The organism is Negativicoccus succinicivorans (assembly GCF_018373335.1).
GTDB lineage: Bacteria > Bacillota > Negativicutes > Veillonellales > Negativicoccaceae > Negativicoccus > Negativicoccus succinicivorans_A.
Genome location: NZ_JAHAHH010000017.1, coordinates 1 through 16,691 on the forward strand (window position 1 = coordinate 1; position 16,691 = coordinate 16,691).

The window sequence follows — 16,691 nt, forward strand, 5'->3', positions numbered from 1 at the left end:
GCGCGTTCTTTTTTATACGTTTACAGTACGTTGACGAGGTCAATCGTCTGTTCACGATCCGGACCGACGGAAATGATGCCGAGTTTTACGCCGGTGAGTTCGGAAATTTTTTCCAGATATTTTTTACAGTTTTCCGGCAAGTCTTCGTACTTGCGCACACCGGTGATATCTTCCTGCCAACCGGGCATTTCCTCATAGACCGGTTCGAGCGTTTCGAGATGGTTGAGGTCGGCGGGATACTGCGCGACTTCGTTACCGTTCGGATCGCGGTACGCTTTACCGATTTTAATCGTTTCGAGTTCGTCGAGGATATCCAAACGCGTGATCGCGAGGTAGTCCAAGCTGTTCAGCATCGCGGCATAACGCACGCCGACCGCGTCGAGCCAGCCGCAGCGACGGGGGCGACCGGTGACGGTGCCGTATTCATGCGCGCGCTCGCGCAAATGATCGCCGGTGGCGTCGTTGAGTTCGGTCGGGAACGGACCCGCGCCGACGCGCGTGCTGTACGCTTTCACCACGCCGAAAATATTTTCCATGCGGTGCGGACCGATGCCCGCGCCGATGCAAGCGCCGCCCGCGATCGGGTGCGAGCTCGTGACGAACGGATAGGTGCCGTGGTCGAGGTCGAGCATGGTCGCTTGCGCGCCTTCAAAGAGCACGCTTTTGCCTTCGCCGATGTAGTCATGCACGCTGTAATTCGTGTCACGCACGTAGGGGCGCAAACGGTCGGCATAACCGCAATACTCTTCAAACATCGTATCGAAATCAAATTCTTCGACATGGTAGAAATCGCGGAACAGGCGGTTTTTCCATTCCAAATTCCAACGCAACTTTTCCGCGAACACATCGCGATCCATGAGATCGGCCATGCGGATGCCGATGCGGTTGACTTTATCGGCATAGCAGGGGCCGATACCGTTTTTCGTCGTGCCGATTTTCTTCTCGCCTTTGAGCCGTTCTTCCGCTTCGTCAATGCGGTTGTGGTACGGGAAAACCACGTGGGCGCGATCGGAAATTTCAAGCGCGGAAACGTCGATTCCTTTTTCAATAATCGAATCGAGTTCGGCGATCAGGCCTTTCGGGTCGATGACGACACCGGTGCCGATGACGCATGCTTTGCCCGGGTACATAATGCCGCTCGGCAGCAGACGCAGCGCGAACGCCTGGCCGTCGACGACGACCGTGTGACCGGCGTTATTGCCGCCTTGCGAACGTACGACGACATCGGCGCGAGCCGCCAAGTAGTCGACGATTTTACCTTTTCCTTCGTCACCCCATTGGGTGCCGATGACCATTGCTGTAGTCATTAGGTTACATCCTTTCTCTTATAAGCCGAAGCGTGCGAAGACCTCGTCCACGTGCGTCAGCATGGCGTGCGGATCGAAACGGGCACGAATTTCATCTTCATTTAAATAGCGACGGACATCTTCATCTTTCAACAAGTTTTCGAGGAAATCTTCCCCTTCCAGCCAACGTTTCATCGCGTTGCGCTGTACCCAGCGGTACGCGTCGTCACGCATCGCGCCTTTGTCGACAAGCGCCAAGAGCACGCGCTGGCTGTAGATGAGACCGCCGGTTTTGTTCAGGTTGGCGCGCATGGTATCCGGATAGACGAGCAGTTTATCGACGACGCGCGTGAAAATCTGCAGCATGTAGTCCAACGTGATCGTCGCGTCGGCCAAGATGACGCGTTCGACCGAGGAGTGCGAGATGTCGCGTTCATGCCACAGCGCCACGTCTTCGAGCGCCGGAATACTGTAACCGCGCATGACGCGCGCGAGACCGCTGACGCGTTCGCAGGTGATCGGGTTGCGTTTGTGCGGCATGGCCGATGAACCTTTTTGTTTCGGCGAGAAATATTCTTCCGCTTCACGAATATCCGTGCGTTGCAGGTTGCGGATTTCGGTAGCGAATTTATCCAGGGAGCTGGCGATGACGGCGAGCGTCGTGATGTAGGCCGCATGGCGATCACGCTGCAACACCTGCGTCGAAATCTTAGACGGCGTGAGGCCCAATTTTTCGCAAACGTATTTTTCTACGAAGGGATCGACGTTGGCGTAGGTTCCGACCGCGCCGGAAATTTTACCGACGGCGATTTCTTCGCGCGCCGTACGCAGACGACGCAGATTGCGTTCCGTCTCATCGTACCAAAGGAGCAATTTCAGACCGAATGTGGTCGGTTCCGCGTGAATGCCGTGCGTCCGGCCGACCATTTCCGTATATTTGAATTCCACGGCGCGGCGGCGCAATACTTCGTGGAACGCTTCCAGGTCTTTGATTAAAAGATCGGTCGCGTCGCAGAGCATGGAGCAGAGCGCGGTGTCCTTGACATCCGTCGAGGTGAGACCCATGTGGATGTATTTCGAATCTTCGCCGACGAATTCTCCGACGGCAGTTAAAAAGGAAATAATGTCATGGTTGATTTCCGCTTCGATTTCATGAATGCGTTCCACTTTGAAATCCGCTTTTTCACGAATCGTTTTCACGGCTTCTTTCGGAATGACGCCTAACTCCGCTTGCGCTTCACAAGCGTAAATTTCGACATCGAGCATGCGGCGGAATTCGTGTTCTTCCGTCCAAATTTTACCCATTTCGGGTTTCGTATAACGTTCAATCATGCGAATGGCCTCCTTTGGCTTCGGTTTCCCGACGGCGGATCTCACGACCCACGATAACGCCGGCGACAGATGCCTGAATCAGACCGCGGGTGATACCGGCTCCGTCACCGGCGGCGAAAAAGTTGGGAATAGTCGTTTCCAATTGATCGGATAATTGCAGACGCGAGGAATAGAATTTCGCTTCCACGCCGTATAACAGCGTGTGTCGCGAATTTGCTCCGGGCGCGACGGCATCCAGTGCTTCAAACATTTCCATAATATCGACCAGATGACGATACGGCAGTACCAGCGAGAGATCGCCGGGCGTCGCCGACGGCATCGTCGGATGGACCAGACCGCGGCGAATCCGTTCGGGCGTCGAACGACGTCCGTCACGTAAATCGCCGAGGCGCTGCACGATCGGGCCGTCGCCCAAAAGATTGGCGAGACGAGCGATCGATTTACCGTACGCGATCGGTTCTTTAAACGGCTGCGTGAAACGTTTTGAAACGAGCAGCGCGAAGTTCGTGTTGGGACTCTTTTTGTGCGCGTAACTGTGTCCGTTCACCGTCAGCAGGCCGCCGTTGTTTTCCGTGACGACAAAGCCGTTCGGATTCATGCAAAACGTGCGTACCTGATCGTCAAATGAGCGCGAGAAGTAAAGCAACTTCGACTCGTAAACGATATCGGTAATGTGTTGGAAGATTTCCGCGGGCGTTTCGACACGCACGCCGATATCGACGGCGTTGCTCGAAAGTTCGAGACCGTAATGTTTGGCCTGCGTCACGAACCATTCCGAACCTTCGCGCCCCGGCGCGGCGACGAGGTACTTGGTGCCGATATATTCGTCGCCGACCTTGACGCCTTGCACGCGTCCGCCTTCAAACACGAGTTCGGTCACTTCCGTATCGCAACGGATATCGATTTTACCCGCGAGCGCTTCGCGCATGTTCTTCAGAATTTCAACGTTGACATCCGTGCCGAGATGGCGAATGCGCGCCGGGATCAGCGCGAGATCGGCGGCGGCCGCGCGCCGTTTCAGCTGCGCGATCGCTTCCGCGTGCTCATCGCCGTAGACCTTGCGATCCGCCCCGCCGTATTGACTGTATACGGCATCGACATGGTCGATCTCTTTTTGCAAGGCGGCCTTGCTCATGAAGTCATCCAAATTGCCGCCGTACTCCGTCGTCAGCGTCAGCTTGCCGTCGGAAAACGCGCCGGCGCCGCCCCAGCCGCAAACGATATTGCGACGGCGTTCTTCGAGCGGAGTCGCGCGATCCGCGTTTTGCGACGCGCGCGTGGCGATGTCATGTCCTTTTTCCAGGATTAAGACTTTTTGTCCGGTATCGGCCAGTTCCAGCGCCGTGAAAATTCCGGCGGGTCCGGCGCCGATAATGACCACGTCGTAATCGGCCAAGGAAATCTTCCTTTCTTACTCATAAAAACAGCTCAAAAAAGTGCGGGGACTTTTTTGAGCTCTCTGTTATTTCCCTTTCACATAATACCAGTAGGACAATACGTTGTCAATAAATAACGAACGATTTACAGACTAAGTATAAAATTGTTCGCAAACTTTTGAAGACGTTTATTTTTTGCGGAAAAAAGAATGGATTGCGAAAATAAAAAACCGGCCGAAGCCGGTTGAAAATCAAAATATATGCAACAGTAGCGGAACGAGAAAAGGCGCGATGAGAGCGGTGATGACGCCCATGAAGATCATCGCTACCGACGCCATGACGCCGGCCTTTTCATTCTCTTCGTACGCGCGCGCCGTACCCGTGCCGTGCGCCGTAAAGCCGAAGAGCAGACCTTTCAGTAAGGGATTATGAATATTTAAAAACCGAATGATGGTGACTGTCATTAACATGCCGATCACGCCCGTTAAAATGACGAACACCGCCGTGATCGTTTCATTGCCGCCGAGCATTACCGAGACGTTCATCGCCAACGGCGTTGTGATGGAACGCGGCGCGAGACTCAGCACGTAGCTTTCATCCACGCCGAAGAGATGCACGATGCCCATCGTCGTCGTGATCGCGGTAGTGGCCGCGACGATGCCGACAATCGAAAGCTCCGGCAGATATTTTCGGATCAAGTTCTGTTGCCGGTAAAGCGGTACGGCGAATGCCACCGTCGCCGGTCCCAACAGCCACTGCAAAACCGAACCGCCGCCGCGGTATTCTTCATACGGCACGCCCGCAAAAAGCAGCAACGCGACAATCGCGATCGGACATAAGACGAGCGGCATGAACCAAAGCGAACCGGTGCGCAGGTACAATGCCTTGATCAGGTAGTACGCCGCCAGCGTCCCGCAGAGGGAAAGTATAATCGCGATCATAACCGTTTCCATCCTTTCCGTCGCGCGCGCATCACCAGCACCGTGCAGAGCGAAATGATCCACAGCACGATCAAGATGCTGATCGCCACCGCGCCGACCAGTTTCGAACCGATCGCGCCGAATAAATTGGTGTACTGCATGATACCGACGGCCGGCGGAATAAAGAACAACAGCAGATCGCGAATTAAGAGATCCGCGCCGTCTTCCACCCATTCCAGTCGCACGATTTTGTATTGGAGCGCGAAGAACAGCAGCGCCATGCCCAAGAGCGCGCCGGGTACCGGCAAACCGATGGCGCGTACGGTTCGTTCACTCAAATAAAAAATGCCGCTCAAAAGGACGATTTGCCAAGCGGCCCTAAACCACCACATAAAATTCTCCTAAAATGGTAAATATATAGTAAAATAAGAACAATGAGGCGCAAAGGCCTGTTAAGTCCAAAGAAAACAGTAGATTTATTCTACTCTCTTCATCGGTAAAAGTAAAGGGGAAGCTCATGGAGTTATTGCATTTACAATACTTCAGCGAAGTCGCGCACTGGAAATCTTTCACGCGCGCTTCGCAAAGCCTGCACATCAGTCAGCCGTCGATTTCCAAGGCCATCCGCGCGTTGGAAGAGCGTTGGGGCGTGCAACTTTTTCATCGCCAGGGTAAGACGATCGCGCTGACCGATGCGGGCGAAGTCATCTTGCCGAAAGTGGAAGAATTTCTCGACCAATACTATCGGCTGGAGGCGGACATCGTCTCGCCGGAGCTGCGCCGTCAGGGAAAAATCGTCCTCGGCGTCGCGCCGATGGTCGGCACGATTTATCTGCCGGAGCTGCTGCGTGATTTTTCCGCCGCGTATCCTTATCTTGCCATCGAACTCGTCGAACGTCCGACGGCGATCGTGGAAGAACTGCTGGAAAGCGGCGCGGTGCATTGCGGTTTTTGCATCGTTCCGACGATTAACGGCGACCATGAGACGCTGCTTTTGCCGCGCGAAGAAGTGCACGCGTTTTTGCATAAAGATCATCCGCTCGCGGCCAAAGATGCGCTTACCATTGAGGACCTCGCTACGACCAAACTCATTACGTTTACGAACGAAACCACTTTGTATCGCAGCATCATCCGCAATTTCCAGGCGCGCGAAATGCGTCCGCAAATCGCCATTCAGGCCTATGAATGGAGTTTGCTCGCGGCCTTTGCCGATGCGAATGTCGGCGTCACCTTACTGCCTGAACCGCTCGGGCGATTCGTGCCGCAACTGTATCCGAATCTCGTGGATCGACCGCTCGTCGACACCGACCTGGCCTGGCGCGCCGCGCTCGTTTGGCAGGATAAGCGTTACGCCGGCACCGTCGTCGAACTCTTCGTCGAATATTTTCGCATGCATCAGGGACTCGACACTGCCGCTTCCGCCGCGCACAAAAAATAATTCGCGCGGGACAGATCATCGCGAAATCATGGCCGTATCGCGGAGAGAAACAGCTCTCGCGATTTGGGAAAACTAAAAGCCACGGTAAGCATCCGTGGCTTTATTGTATTAATATATAAGGAAATAAACAAAAAGAAAAGCAAGAAAAAAGCACTCCCTATTACAGAGTGCTTTTCATATGCGCACGCCTTCATGGCGCAGTAAAAATAATTTCGTTTGTACGCCTTCGATGTCATGGTAGCCGCCGGGACCGTTTTGTGCGACGACGCGGTGGCAGGGGATGAAGAGCGGCAGGGGATTGCGACCGCAGGCGTTGGCGACGGCGCGCGCGGCGCCGGGACGACCGAGCGCTTGCGCGACGCGACCGTAGGTGACGGTTTCGCCGTAAGGAATTTCCTGCAGCAAACGCCAGACCGCCCGATCAAATTCGGTGCCGGCGAGATCAAAGGGCACGATGAAATGTTGGCGCGTGCCGGCGAGGTATTCGTCGATTTGCAAGAGCGCGGTGTCGAGCCAGTTGGTCGCCTGCTCGATGCCGAAACCGCAACCGGCGATACTAAATTGTTCGGCGGGCGTTTCCCAATGCGCGCGCGCGGCGAGCGCCGCGGCCGGCGTGAAAGCGATCAAACCGTTTTCGGACGCGTTGAGCGTGGCGCGCCCTTTGCCATACGACCAGGTGTACCGCGCGAGCGGCGTCGGTGTGGGCATAAAAACTCCTTATCAAAAAATACGATTTACGTAAATACATCAAAACCGCATTTGCGTATGCGCAGAAGATCAGAATAACGCGCCTTGCGTCCAGCCGGCTTCGCCTAAAAAAGCGTGCGGGCCGAGGCCGAGCTCTCGGAACATGGCGATCGCATCGGTGTGCTCTGTTTCTTGCAAAGCGTGGCGGACGATTTCACCGCAGATCAACGCGTCTTCATCGGCGCGGTGATGATGAAATGTCAGGCCGAGAAAATCGCCGACGCGATTGAGCGCGTACGCCGGCAGATCGGGCCACACGCGCCGCGCGAGCGTGACGGTGTCGCCGTATTGAAAGGAAGGCAGCGTCAGTCCGTAGTAGGAAAGTGACGCGCGTAAAACTTCCGTGTCGAATTTCGCATTGTGCGCGACGCAAAACGTGCCGTCAAAATACGGCGCGAAGTCCTCCCAAATGGCGGGCAATGTCGGCAGGTCCGCGACGTCGGCGGGACGAATTTGATGGATGCGAATATTGTCATCGTCAAATTTCATCTCCGGCGGCGGAAATAAATGCGCGACGGTTTCCTGCGCGCCGTCCTCGGTGAAACGTACGACGGCGAGCGAGCAGGCGCTGGCGGGCGACTGCGTCGCCGTTTCAAAATCAAAAGCGATAAATTCCATAATAGCTCCTTTGTAATGAGGTCATTATACCATGACGCGGGCGCAGGTGACATGCCTTCGGAGCTGTGCTAAAATAGTAAATAGAAAAAAATCGATAATACTGGGAAGACTACGAACAGGAGTGAACTATCATTAATTTTCAACCGTTTGCCATCGAAGATAAACCGATTTTAGATCGATTTTTCAGTGAGCATCATTATGAACAATCGGAATGCGCGTTCGGTACCCTTTTCATTTGGCAAGACGCGTTTCGCTTAGCTTGGGCGGTCGAAGACGACATTCTGTTTATTCGTGCGGGGCGGTACGGACACGAGTTTTTACTGCCGCCATTCGCGGGCGAAAACAATTCCTTTGTGGCGGGATTACGCAAAGCGGAAGACTGGTTTGCGGAGCAAAACTTGCCTTTTCTTTTGAAAGGTGTTTCACCGTGGGTCGTGGAACGGATGCGGGAACTGTGTCCGAGTTGCTATCGTTACGAACGTGACCGCGATAACTTTGAATACATTTATAAGACAAGCGATTTAATCAATTTGCCGGGCAAGTCGTTGCGGCAAAAGAAAAATCATGTGAACGCGTTTCGGCGCGATTACATGGGTTACGAATATGTGGACCTCGGGCCGGAGCATAAGGAAGAATGTTTGGCGGTGGCCGATGAATGGCTGGACGAACACCGGACGACGGAAGATATGGCGGCGGAACGCGTCGGCATCGAACGGGTGTTTGACAACTGGGACGCGCTCGGCGTGAAGGGCGGCGCGATTCGGATTTACGGCAAGATTATCGCGTTTTCGATCGGCGAATATATTCACCCGAAGTTGGCGGTCATTCATTTTGAAAAGGCGAATCCGAATGTGCGCGGCAGTTTCCAAATCATCAATCAGGAATTCGTCAGCTACGCCTGGGCGGATACCGAATTCATCAACCGCGAGGAAGATATGGGGATCGAGGGTTTGCGGCAGGCGAAAGAAAGCTACCATCCGGATCATTTCGCGGAAAAATATGACGTGTATTTGGCCGACGGCGTTTGCGGCAAGCCGTTGGCGCGGGAGCTCAGTGAATGATACGTACGGCGCAAGAGCGTGACCGCGCGGCGGTAGAGGCGCTCTGGGATTACCACTTTGAAAAACGCGACGAACCGTTTTTTCAATTTTATTTTCAAGAATGTTACCGTCCCGAGGAAACGCTTTTATATACCACGGAGACAGGGCTTGCGGCGGCGTTACATTTACGGCGCTACACGCTTTCGATTCGCGGCGCGTCCGTGCCGGTGACGTATATCGTGGGACTGGCGACGCATCCGGCGGCGCGCGGGCGCGGCTATGCCGGTGCGCTTTTACAGGCGGCGCTGGCGGAAGGTAACCGTCTCGGACGCTACGCCAATATTTTGATGCCGTCGGCGGCGGGTTTTTATATTCCGCGCGGCTGGTCGCTGTATTGCCACCAGTGGCGGCGGCGGAGCGCGTTTGAGTCGCGCGCGCAGGCGTACGCGTTGCCGGAGGGCGATATTCATTACGAATGGTTGGCGGGGGAAAGTTCCGTGCAACCGCTTGTCGATTTATATCGGGCGGCGATGACGGGTGTTTCCGGCTACGCTGAGCGGGATGCGGAAACGTTTGCACGACTGGTGCGCGGCCAGCTGGCGGAAGGACACGCGGTAGTCGCGTATGAAGGAGCGCAACCGCTCGGCTATGTATTTTTCTCGCGCCAGGACGAAACGCTGTTGGTCGGAGAATGGATTTCGCCGACCGCGGCGGGCGATCGCGCGTTATATCAATTCATTCGTCAACAGGCGGGCGAGTTCAAAGACTGGGTGCGCTTCGCCCCGCTGGATGACGCTTCCTATCTGACGTGGTCGGACGGCGCGGAACATATTTACACGCAAAATGAAACGTTTCCGTTCATGATGATTCGCATCGCCGATGTGGCGAAATTTTGGTCGCAAATTCCGGCGGCGGCCGACGGCGCGCTGAATGTCGCGGTCACATTGCCCGAAGGCGCGACGGAAACGGTTCACGTGACCGCGACGGACGGTTACAGTCGCGTCGAACCGACCAAAGACGCGGCGGATGTGACGACGGATGTCGGTACGCTCGGCGTCATGCTCATCGGACGTCTGACGGCCGGTGACTTGGCGCGCGCGGGGCGTCTGACGGGTAAGGCGGAAGCGATCGCGTTGCTGGATCGACTGTATCCGGCGCGGCGCGTATATATTAATGAGTGGTATTGAGCGGATGATATACTATCGGTAGTTATGTTTTTATTGCCACCGTATTCCGAACAAATGGCAAGACGGAGGGGAATGTCAATGCGGAAAATTTACTTGGCGGGAGGTTGCTTCTGGGGACTGGAAGAAGTATTTTCACGCTTGCCGGGAGTGATCGCGACGGAAGTCGGCTACGCCAACAGCAAGCAGGCGGCGCCGAGCTATGAAGATGTGTGTACGGATGAAACCGGCGCGGCCGAAACGGTCAAGGTAACGTATGATCCGCAAAAGATTGCGTTGACGGACATTCTCGGCGTTTTCTTCACCGTCATTGATCCGTACAGTAAAAATCGTCAGGGCAATGACATAGGCAGTCAATATCGGACCGGCGTGTACTATACCGATCCCGCCGATGAGCCGATGCTGGAGCAATATTTTAACCGTTTGCAGCAACGCGGCCAAGAGGGCGCGATGACGATTCATGAAGAACCTGCTGTTCTCGGCGGTAAAAAAATACAGACGGAATTATTGCCGCTGGAAAATTTTTATACCGCGGAAGAGGAGCATCAAAACTATTTAAAGAAACATCCGCAGGGCTACTGCCATATTAATCTGGCGGCGCTTGAACGCGCCGGCGTGATTACTGCGGCCGAAACGAAGGAGTGACGTGGAGTTGAGCAATATGACCTATGCGCTGGCGGTTCATTTCGCTACCAAAGGCGACGGACGCAAGGCGTTTTTGAAGACGGCGGAAGACGCGGCGAAAATGTATCAGGCGAGCATCATTCTGCAGCCGAACGGCGATGTGACGCTGGCGGGGATCGCCGCCGATGAAGTCGCGCCGTTATTGATCGCGACGGGCATGTCGCCGTACGCGGAGTGGCCGCAGGATGTCGTCACCTGCGATATCGAGACGCCGCTGCCGTTGCGCGCGGTCGGCATGGAAGACGGCTGGGAAATATTTCTCGGCGAGAATGTCTTTGTCGGTTTCGTGAGCATGCCTGATGATGCGGTGCGGATTTTGGAACGCGCGGGCGCTTTTTACACGAACCAGGAAAAATTTGAAACCTTGCCGCATTTTGTGGAACGCATCGGGCTGGACGCGTTTCGTCGTGAAGTGCTCGGCGTCGAACCGCTGACGGATGCTTCGGCGTTGCCTCCGGAATACACGTCGGGGGGCGATTTTTACAATCTCGCGTATGATCCCGCGCCACCGACCGACTGGGATGAACGCCCGGCGGCGCGGACGTTGCATCATGGCGATTTCGTGCGTCCGGATGACAATTTGATGCAAATTCTGACGGTGTATCCGGAAATGGGTCCGCTGTTTATGGAATACGGCATGCATTGCATCGGTTGCGTCATTTCCTACGACGAAAGTCTGTGGGAAGCGTGTCAGGTGCACGGCCTCGATATTTTTGAAATCATGGGCGAAATGAATGAATATCTTGCCGATAAACTCGGTAAGGAACTGATCACGGGGGAGACGCCGTTGCAGGAATTATTCACCATGTACCCGCAGACGGTAAGCGTACTGCAGGAATACGGCATTTCATTGCCTGATGAAATGTCGACGACTTTGGGCGCGCTCGCGGCGGAGAACTCCGTCAGCGAACCGGATCTTTTGGCGCAAATTCATCGGAAATTGCGCAAGGAGGTCTGATGGAAACCAATCGAGCGGCGCTTATTTACGCACAGGCGGCCGCGAGTGACGGCCGTTTTCTGCGCTTGCACGAGGCGGCGCGACGCGTTTTCGGACAGGAAGCGGATCGGCGGTACGCGGAGGCCGTTTTGCAATACGGCAAACCACAGACGCCGGACTACCGTTTGGAAGATCTGTTACCCGCCGATACGGACGATCTGACGCCGTTGGCGACAGTGGTGCGCACGGCGCTCACGCGCGAGGCGGCATACATCGCGGCGCTCTATGATTTCGAGGTGGCGCCGGCATCGGAACTGACCGCCGGTATTTGGACGCGCGACGGCCAGCGGCAAGGCATGGAAGCGCGACGTTTGGCGCTGTCGGTGGATACGGCGTTGCAAGCGGCGCAGACGTTGACGCAAAGTCTGTGGGGGATCCCGACGTGGCCGCAGGAAGTCAACGTATTGGCGGCCAGTGACGAGCTTTTTGCCTGGGAAATGCCGTTGCCGTTTTTGCAGGATATTTGGCGGGACATCGAACTCGCGCAGGAAGAATGGTTGACGCTTTGGGCGCTGTGGTTGCGCGCGTACGTACACGCGCTCACGCCCGCGTGCCATTTCGTCGCGGACGAGACGACGTCACCGCAACGCTTCATCATCACGAAAGTAAAATAAGACAATAAAAAACACTCCGTACGGAGTGTTTTTTTGTGCTTAAAATTCGTACACCACATTACCTAAAATATGACCGATCGGTACCGGTCCGATGTAGCGGCTGTCGCTGGAGTGGTTGCGGTTGTCGCCCATGACGAACACCGTGCCCTCGGGAACGATAAACTCACCGTCTAAGTTAAATTTCATCGGTTCGTTGATGTACGGTTCGTTCAGCGCGCGGCCGTTTCGGTAAACATGCCCGTCGCGGAAACCGAGACGATCGCCCGGATGAGCGATAACGCGTTTGACCCAAATGTAATTCGCCGCGTACGAGGAATCCACAAGCGACATGTAGTTGTACGCAGGCTCCGCGAAATCATCGCCCCAATCGCGCGGTCGTTGCGTGCGGCTGTCGATGATGACGATTTGCCCGTAGTCGGGCAGCTCACGAAGCACATGACTGATTTTGGAAACTAATAAATACTGACCGTTATGCAGCGTCGGCACCATCGATTCGCCGGCGACGCGGGTCGGCACAAAAATAAAAATGTGAATCAGCATGGCCAACGCCAATGCCACAATGATTGAATACACCCAATCCCATACTTCTTTCCAAAAATGATTCATACAGTCCTCCTCGCAGTTCATTCATTTATTTATTGTAGCAACTGCCTTTGGAACTGGCAAGAATAAAAGCGCGAACACGAAAATTTATCAGGTTACACTAATCATTCATAAAATGCAAATAGTATACAACATATATTCATTTCGTATATACGGTATTTTTGAAGATTTTTTGTGATAGTATAGAAAACGTAATGTTTTTAACAGAAGAAAGAGGAGCATAAATGGAGCTGTTTCGGAAAAAGTCGTTGGGAATGTTTCAACATAATTTAGCGCAGAGTTCGCTGAAAAAAGGTTTGAACGCGATCGACATCACTCTGCTCGGTTTGGGCATTATTATCGGCACGGGCATTTTCGTGCTGACGGGCGTGGTCGCGGCGGATTACGCCGGACCGGGCATCATGCTGTCGTTTATTTTGGCGGGGATCACCTGCGCGTTCGTCGCGCTCGCGTACTCGGAACTGGCAGCGGCCTTGCCGGTGGCGGGATCAGGCTACACGTACACGTACAGCACGCTCGGTGAAATCGTCGCGTGGCTCGTCGGCTGGGGGCTGATTTTGGAATACTCCGTCGGTTCGGCGACCGTCGCCGTCGGTTGGAGCGCGTACCTGTCCGGTTTGTTAAAATCGATCGGCTTCCATTTACCGCAGGCGCTTACGGCGGGACCGATGGAAGGAGGACTGATTAATTTGCCGGCGATGTTCATCGTCGGGATCATCACCTTGCTTTTGATTCGCGGCACGAAGGAATCCGCGCGCGTCAATAAAATTCTCGTTTTCGTCAAAGTCGCGGCGATTTTTATTTTCCTTTTCCTCGCGGCGCCGAGTGTGGAACCCGCCAACTGGGTACCGGTGTTGCCTTTCGGCTGGCACGGCGTTTCGGCGGGCACGGCGGTTATTTTCTTCTCGTACATCGGTTTTGACTGCATCGCTACCGCGGCGGAAGAAACGAATAATCCGAATCGCGACATGCCGATCGGCATCATCGCGTCGCTCTTGATCTGCACCTTGCTTTACATCGCGGTCAGCGCCGTTTTGACCGGCGTGGTTCCTTACAGTGATTTGAATAACGCGGAACCGGTCGCCTACGTATTGCGCTATCTCGGCTATTCGTTCGGCTCGGCGCTGGTCGGCACCGGCGCGCTTTGCGGCCTTTCGACCGTCATTTTGGTGTTCCTTTTTGCGCAAAGCCGTGTCTTTTTCGCCATGAGTCGTGACGGTCTGTTGCCGAAATCATTTTCCAAAGTAAACGCCAAAACCGGCACGCCGGTGGAAGTCACGTTGATCGTCGGCACGCTCGTTGCCGTCATGGCGGGTCTTACTCCGATTCACGTCATCGCGGAAATGACGAGCGCGGGCACGCTCTTCGCGTTCCTTTGCTCCTTAGTCGGCGTCATGCTCTTGCGGAAACGGCATCCGGAATTGCCGCGCCCGTTCCGCTGTCCGGCGCTGTATCCGATGGCCACGTTGGGCATCGTTTTTTGCGGCTACATTTTCAGCAATCTTTCCGTGCATACTTTCATGATGTTCGGCGGTTGGCTTTTCGTGGGACTGTTGATTTATTTATTCTACGGTCATAAGCACAGCGTGCTCTCCATCGGCAGTGACGCTCATCGGCGCTACCGCGCGCAAGTGGAAGATGCCGCCGCGACCGAATCGTAAACTTTTTTCCGTACATAAAAAACGCCCCTCGTGCGAGGGGCGTTTTCATATGGCGCATGATGAAAAAAGAAAATGCGGAGGTAAATAGTTCTTTTAGTATATCGAAACGCTTGAATATTAAAAATAAGCATGGTATAATCAATTCATATCATATAGATAAAATTCGAAATGCAGAGAGGATGGTATTGATGAAAGCAAAGTTGCAAAAGAAATACGATCTTTATATTGGCGGTGAATGGGTCGCGGCCGGTGATCAAGAACTGATTGCCGTGCACAGTCCGATTGACGGTAAAGAATTGGCGCACATCGCGGAAGCCACCGAAGCGGATGTGGAAAAAGCGGTAGTGGCGGCGCAGGAAGCGTTTGAAAGCTGGAAAAAAACCACGCCGCAGGAACGTCAGCAGGTACTGACGGCGATCGCGGATCTGATCGATGCCAATAAAGAACATTTGGCAACGGTGGAAACGCTTGACAACGGTAAACCGATCCGTGAAACGATGGCGGCGGATGTTCCGTTCGCGGCGGATCATTTCCGTTACTTCGGCGGTCTGCTGCGCGGTCGGGAAGGCGCGGCGACCATGATCGATGAAAATACGCTCAGCCTCATCCTTCGCGAACCGATTGGCGTCGTCGGTCAGATCATTCCGTGGAACTTCCCGTTCCTGATGGCGGCGTGGAAATTGGCGCCGGCGCTGGCGGCGGGCTGCACCGTTGTTTTGAAACCGTCGAGCCACACATCGCTTTCCGTCTTGGAATTGGCGCGCTTGATTGATGAAGCGGGCATTTTGCCGAAAGGTGTTCTGAACATCATCACCGGCAGCGGCTCCAAAGCGGGCGAATACATGCTGCAAAATAAAGGTTTCAATAAATTGGCGTTCACCGGTTCGACCGCTGTCGGTCAGGGCGTATATGAAGCGGCCTGCTCGCACATGATTCCGGCCACTTTGGAACTCGGCGGCAAATCGGCCAACATTTTCTTCGAGGATATGGACTGGGACATCGCTATGGACGGCGCGCAACTCGGCATCCTCTTCAACCAGGGTCAGGTCTGCTGCGCGGGCTCGCGTATTTTCGTTCAGGAATCGATCTACGATGAATTCGTGGAACGTCTGGCGAAACTCTTCAAGAAAGTGAAAGTCGGCAATCCGCTCGACGCGGATACCCAGATGGGCGCTTTGATTTATGAAGATCAACTCAAGAAAGTGCTCAAATATGTGGAAATCGGTAAGGAAGAAGGCGCGCGTCTTGTGGCCGGCGGCAAACGTATCACCAAAGACGGCCTCGACAAAGGTTTCTTCGTCGAACCGACGATCTTTGCGGATGTGACCAACGACATGAAGATCGCGCAGGAAGAAATCTTCGGACCGGTCGTTGTGGTACAGAAATTTAAAGATGAAGAAGAAGTCATCCGCTTGGCCAACGACAGCATTTACGGACTCGGCGGCGGCGTCTTCACTACCAATATCAACAAAGCCATCCGCGTGGCGCGCGGCATTGAAACCGGCCGCATGTGGGTCAATACCTACAACCAGATTCCGGCCGGCGCTCCGTTCGGCGGCTACAAACAGTCCGGTATCGGTCGTGAAACCCATGCCATGATCTTGGATCACTACACTCAGGTGAAGAGCATCCTGATCAACATCAACGAAGAACCGAGCGGCATGTACCAAACGAAATAATCGTGCGCATACCCGCACAGCAAAAGGAGCGCTGCGGCGCTCCTTTTTTGCTGTTTGGCAACCTTGTAAACGGTTACGATTACGCATATAAGGATATATAAATAAAGAAGTATACGAACGCGACATTATGTCGCAAAAAAATGGGAAACAATTGGTAAGACCATTTTTCGATGCTACAATAAATCTCGCTTGCGTATCACGAACCCAATGTAGACGCTGTGTCAACGAGCGGATAAAAAATGGTCAGAAACGAAAATAAATTCTTGACAGTCGAAGTTGGAACGTGATACTATAAATGAAGTCGCATGAAGCGACGCGGTTCTTTGAAAACTGAACAATGCAAAGAATTAACGCCAATGTGCGGGTCTGATATACAGACCCGAGTCAATTACAAAAGTCCTTGGCAACAAGGCAACAAATGAGCAATCAAACTATCATGGAGAGTTTGATCCTGGCTCAGGACGAACGCTGGCGGCGTGCCTAACACATGCAAGTCGAACGGAGAGATATGA

At 54.2% G+C, this 16,691-nt stretch carries 16 protein-coding genes and 1 rRNA gene; 9 read left to right on the forward strand and 8 right to left on the reverse strand.

The window, feature by feature from the left end; all coding sequences use genetic code 11:
• Window positions 1-20: 20 nt before the first annotated feature.
• The 5 genes from KH813_RS02375 to KH813_RS02395 all read right to left on the reverse strand — a co-directional run bounded on the left by KH813_RS02375 (window position 21) and on the right by KH813_RS02395 (window position 5,306).
• Complete coding sequence (locus KH813_RS02375; RefSeq protein WP_303992754.1) at window positions 21-1,307, reverse strand: adenylosuccinate synthase; 1,287 nt, start codon at window positions 1,305-1,307, stop codon at window positions 21-23.
• A gap of 18 nt (window positions 1,308-1,325) precedes the next feature.
• Window positions 1,326-2,618 (reverse strand): adenylosuccinate lyase, encoded by a 1,293-nt coding sequence (gene purB, locus KH813_RS02380; RefSeq protein WP_303992757.1) that lies wholly within the window; start codon window positions 2,616-2,618, stop codon window positions 1,326-1,328.
• A complete protein-coding gene (locus KH813_RS02385; protein ID WP_303992759.1) occupies window positions 2,611-4,014 on the reverse strand; it encodes an NAD(P)/FAD-dependent oxidoreductase in 1,404 nt (467 codons plus the stop codon). Before KH813_RS02385 ends, purB begins: the two co-directional genes overlap by 8 nt.
• Window positions 4,015-4,245: 231 nt before the next feature.
• The gene (locus KH813_RS02390) at window positions 4,246-4,935 is read right to left on the reverse strand and encodes an LrgB family protein (protein ID WP_303992761.1); all 690 of its coding nucleotides are present in this window, start codon (window positions 4,933-4,935) and stop codon (window positions 4,246-4,248) included.
• Window positions 4,932-5,306 (reverse strand): CidA/LrgA family protein, encoded by a 375-nt coding sequence (locus KH813_RS02395; RefSeq protein ID WP_303992764.1) that lies wholly within the window; start codon window positions 5,304-5,306, stop codon window positions 4,932-4,934. Before KH813_RS02395 ends, KH813_RS02390 begins: the two co-directional genes overlap by 4 nt.
• Before the next feature lie 125 nt (window positions 5,307-5,431).
• Between KH813_RS02395 and KH813_RS02400 the strand changes: the two genes are divergently transcribed.
• Window positions 5,432-6,352, forward strand: coding sequence for a LysR family transcriptional regulator (locus KH813_RS02400; protein ID WP_303992765.1), 921 nt, complete (start codon window positions 5,432-5,434; stop codon window positions 6,350-6,352).
• Window positions 6,353-6,526: 174 nt separating this feature from the next.
• On the opposite strand, the gene KH813_RS02405 is transcribed toward KH813_RS02400, so the two are convergent.
• Both KH813_RS02405 and KH813_RS02410 read right to left on the reverse strand, forming a co-directional pair.
• Window positions 6,527-7,060 (reverse strand): methylated-DNA--[protein]-cysteine S-methyltransferase, encoded by a 534-nt coding sequence (locus KH813_RS02405; protein WP_303992767.1) that lies wholly within the window; start codon window positions 7,058-7,060, stop codon window positions 6,527-6,529.
• 69 nt (window positions 7,061-7,129) lie between these two features.
• Complete coding sequence (locus KH813_RS02410) at window positions 7,130-7,717, reverse strand: 3'-5' exonuclease (protein ID WP_303992770.1); 588 nt, start codon at window positions 7,715-7,717, stop codon at window positions 7,130-7,132.
• 167 nt (window positions 7,718-7,884) lie between these two features.
• Between KH813_RS02410 and KH813_RS02415 the strand changes: the two genes are divergently transcribed.
• The 5 genes from KH813_RS02415 (at window position 7,885) to KH813_RS02435 (ending at window position 12,236) form a co-directional block, all read left to right on the forward strand.
• Entirely contained in the window at window positions 7,885-8,778 is an 894-nt protein-coding gene (locus KH813_RS02415; RefSeq protein WP_369694426.1) for a DUF2156 domain-containing protein, read from the forward strand.
• On the forward strand, window positions 8,775-9,944 hold the full coding sequence (eis, locus tag KH813_RS02420; protein ID WP_303992772.1) for an enhanced intracellular survival protein Eis: 1,170 nt from the start codon (window positions 8,775-8,777) through the stop codon (window positions 9,942-9,944). The genes KH813_RS02415 and eis overlap by 4 nt, the downstream gene beginning before the upstream one ends.
• Before the next feature lie 78 nt (window positions 9,945-10,022).
• Window positions 10,023-10,586 carry a peptide-methionine (S)-S-oxide reductase MsrA gene (msrA, locus tag KH813_RS02425; protein WP_303992775.1) on the forward strand — a complete coding sequence of 188 codons (564 nt, stop codon included), beginning with the start codon at window positions 10,023-10,025 and terminating at the stop codon, window positions 10,584-10,586.
• Between the two features lies 1 nt (window position 10,587).
• Window positions 10,588-11,583, forward strand: coding sequence for a DUF1858 domain-containing protein (locus KH813_RS02430; RefSeq protein ID WP_303992778.1), 996 nt, complete (start codon window positions 10,588-10,590; stop codon window positions 11,581-11,583).
• Window positions 11,583-12,236: a hypothetical protein gene (locus KH813_RS02435; RefSeq protein ID WP_303992780.1), complete on the forward strand. Its 654-nt coding sequence runs from the start codon at window positions 11,583-11,585 to the stop codon at window positions 12,234-12,236. The genes KH813_RS02430 and KH813_RS02435 overlap by 1 nt, the downstream gene beginning before the upstream one ends.
• Before the next feature lie 39 nt (window positions 12,237-12,275).
• On the opposite strand, the gene lepB is transcribed toward KH813_RS02435, so the two are convergent.
• Window positions 12,276-12,842, reverse strand: coding sequence for a signal peptidase I (gene lepB / locus KH813_RS02440; protein ID WP_303992782.1), 567 nt, complete (start codon window positions 12,840-12,842; stop codon window positions 12,276-12,278).
• Between the two features lie 221 nt (window positions 12,843-13,063).
• On the opposite strand from lepB, the gene KH813_RS02445 reads away from it, so the two are divergent.
• From KH813_RS02445 to KH813_RS02455, 3 genes are all read left to right on the forward strand, one after another.
• A complete protein-coding gene (locus KH813_RS02445; RefSeq protein WP_303992787.1) occupies window positions 13,064-14,500 on the forward strand; it encodes an amino acid permease in 1,437 nt (478 codons plus the stop codon).
• A 188-nt stretch (window positions 14,501-14,688) separates the two neighbouring features.
• The gene (locus KH813_RS02450) at window positions 14,689-16,179 is read left to right on the forward strand and encodes an aldehyde dehydrogenase family protein (protein WP_303992789.1); all 1,491 of its coding nucleotides are present in this window, start codon (window positions 14,689-14,691) and stop codon (window positions 16,177-16,179) included.
• Between the two features lie 433 nt (window positions 16,180-16,612).
• A 16S ribosomal RNA gene (locus KH813_RS02455) occupies window positions 16,613-16,691 on the forward strand; the annotation flags it as partial.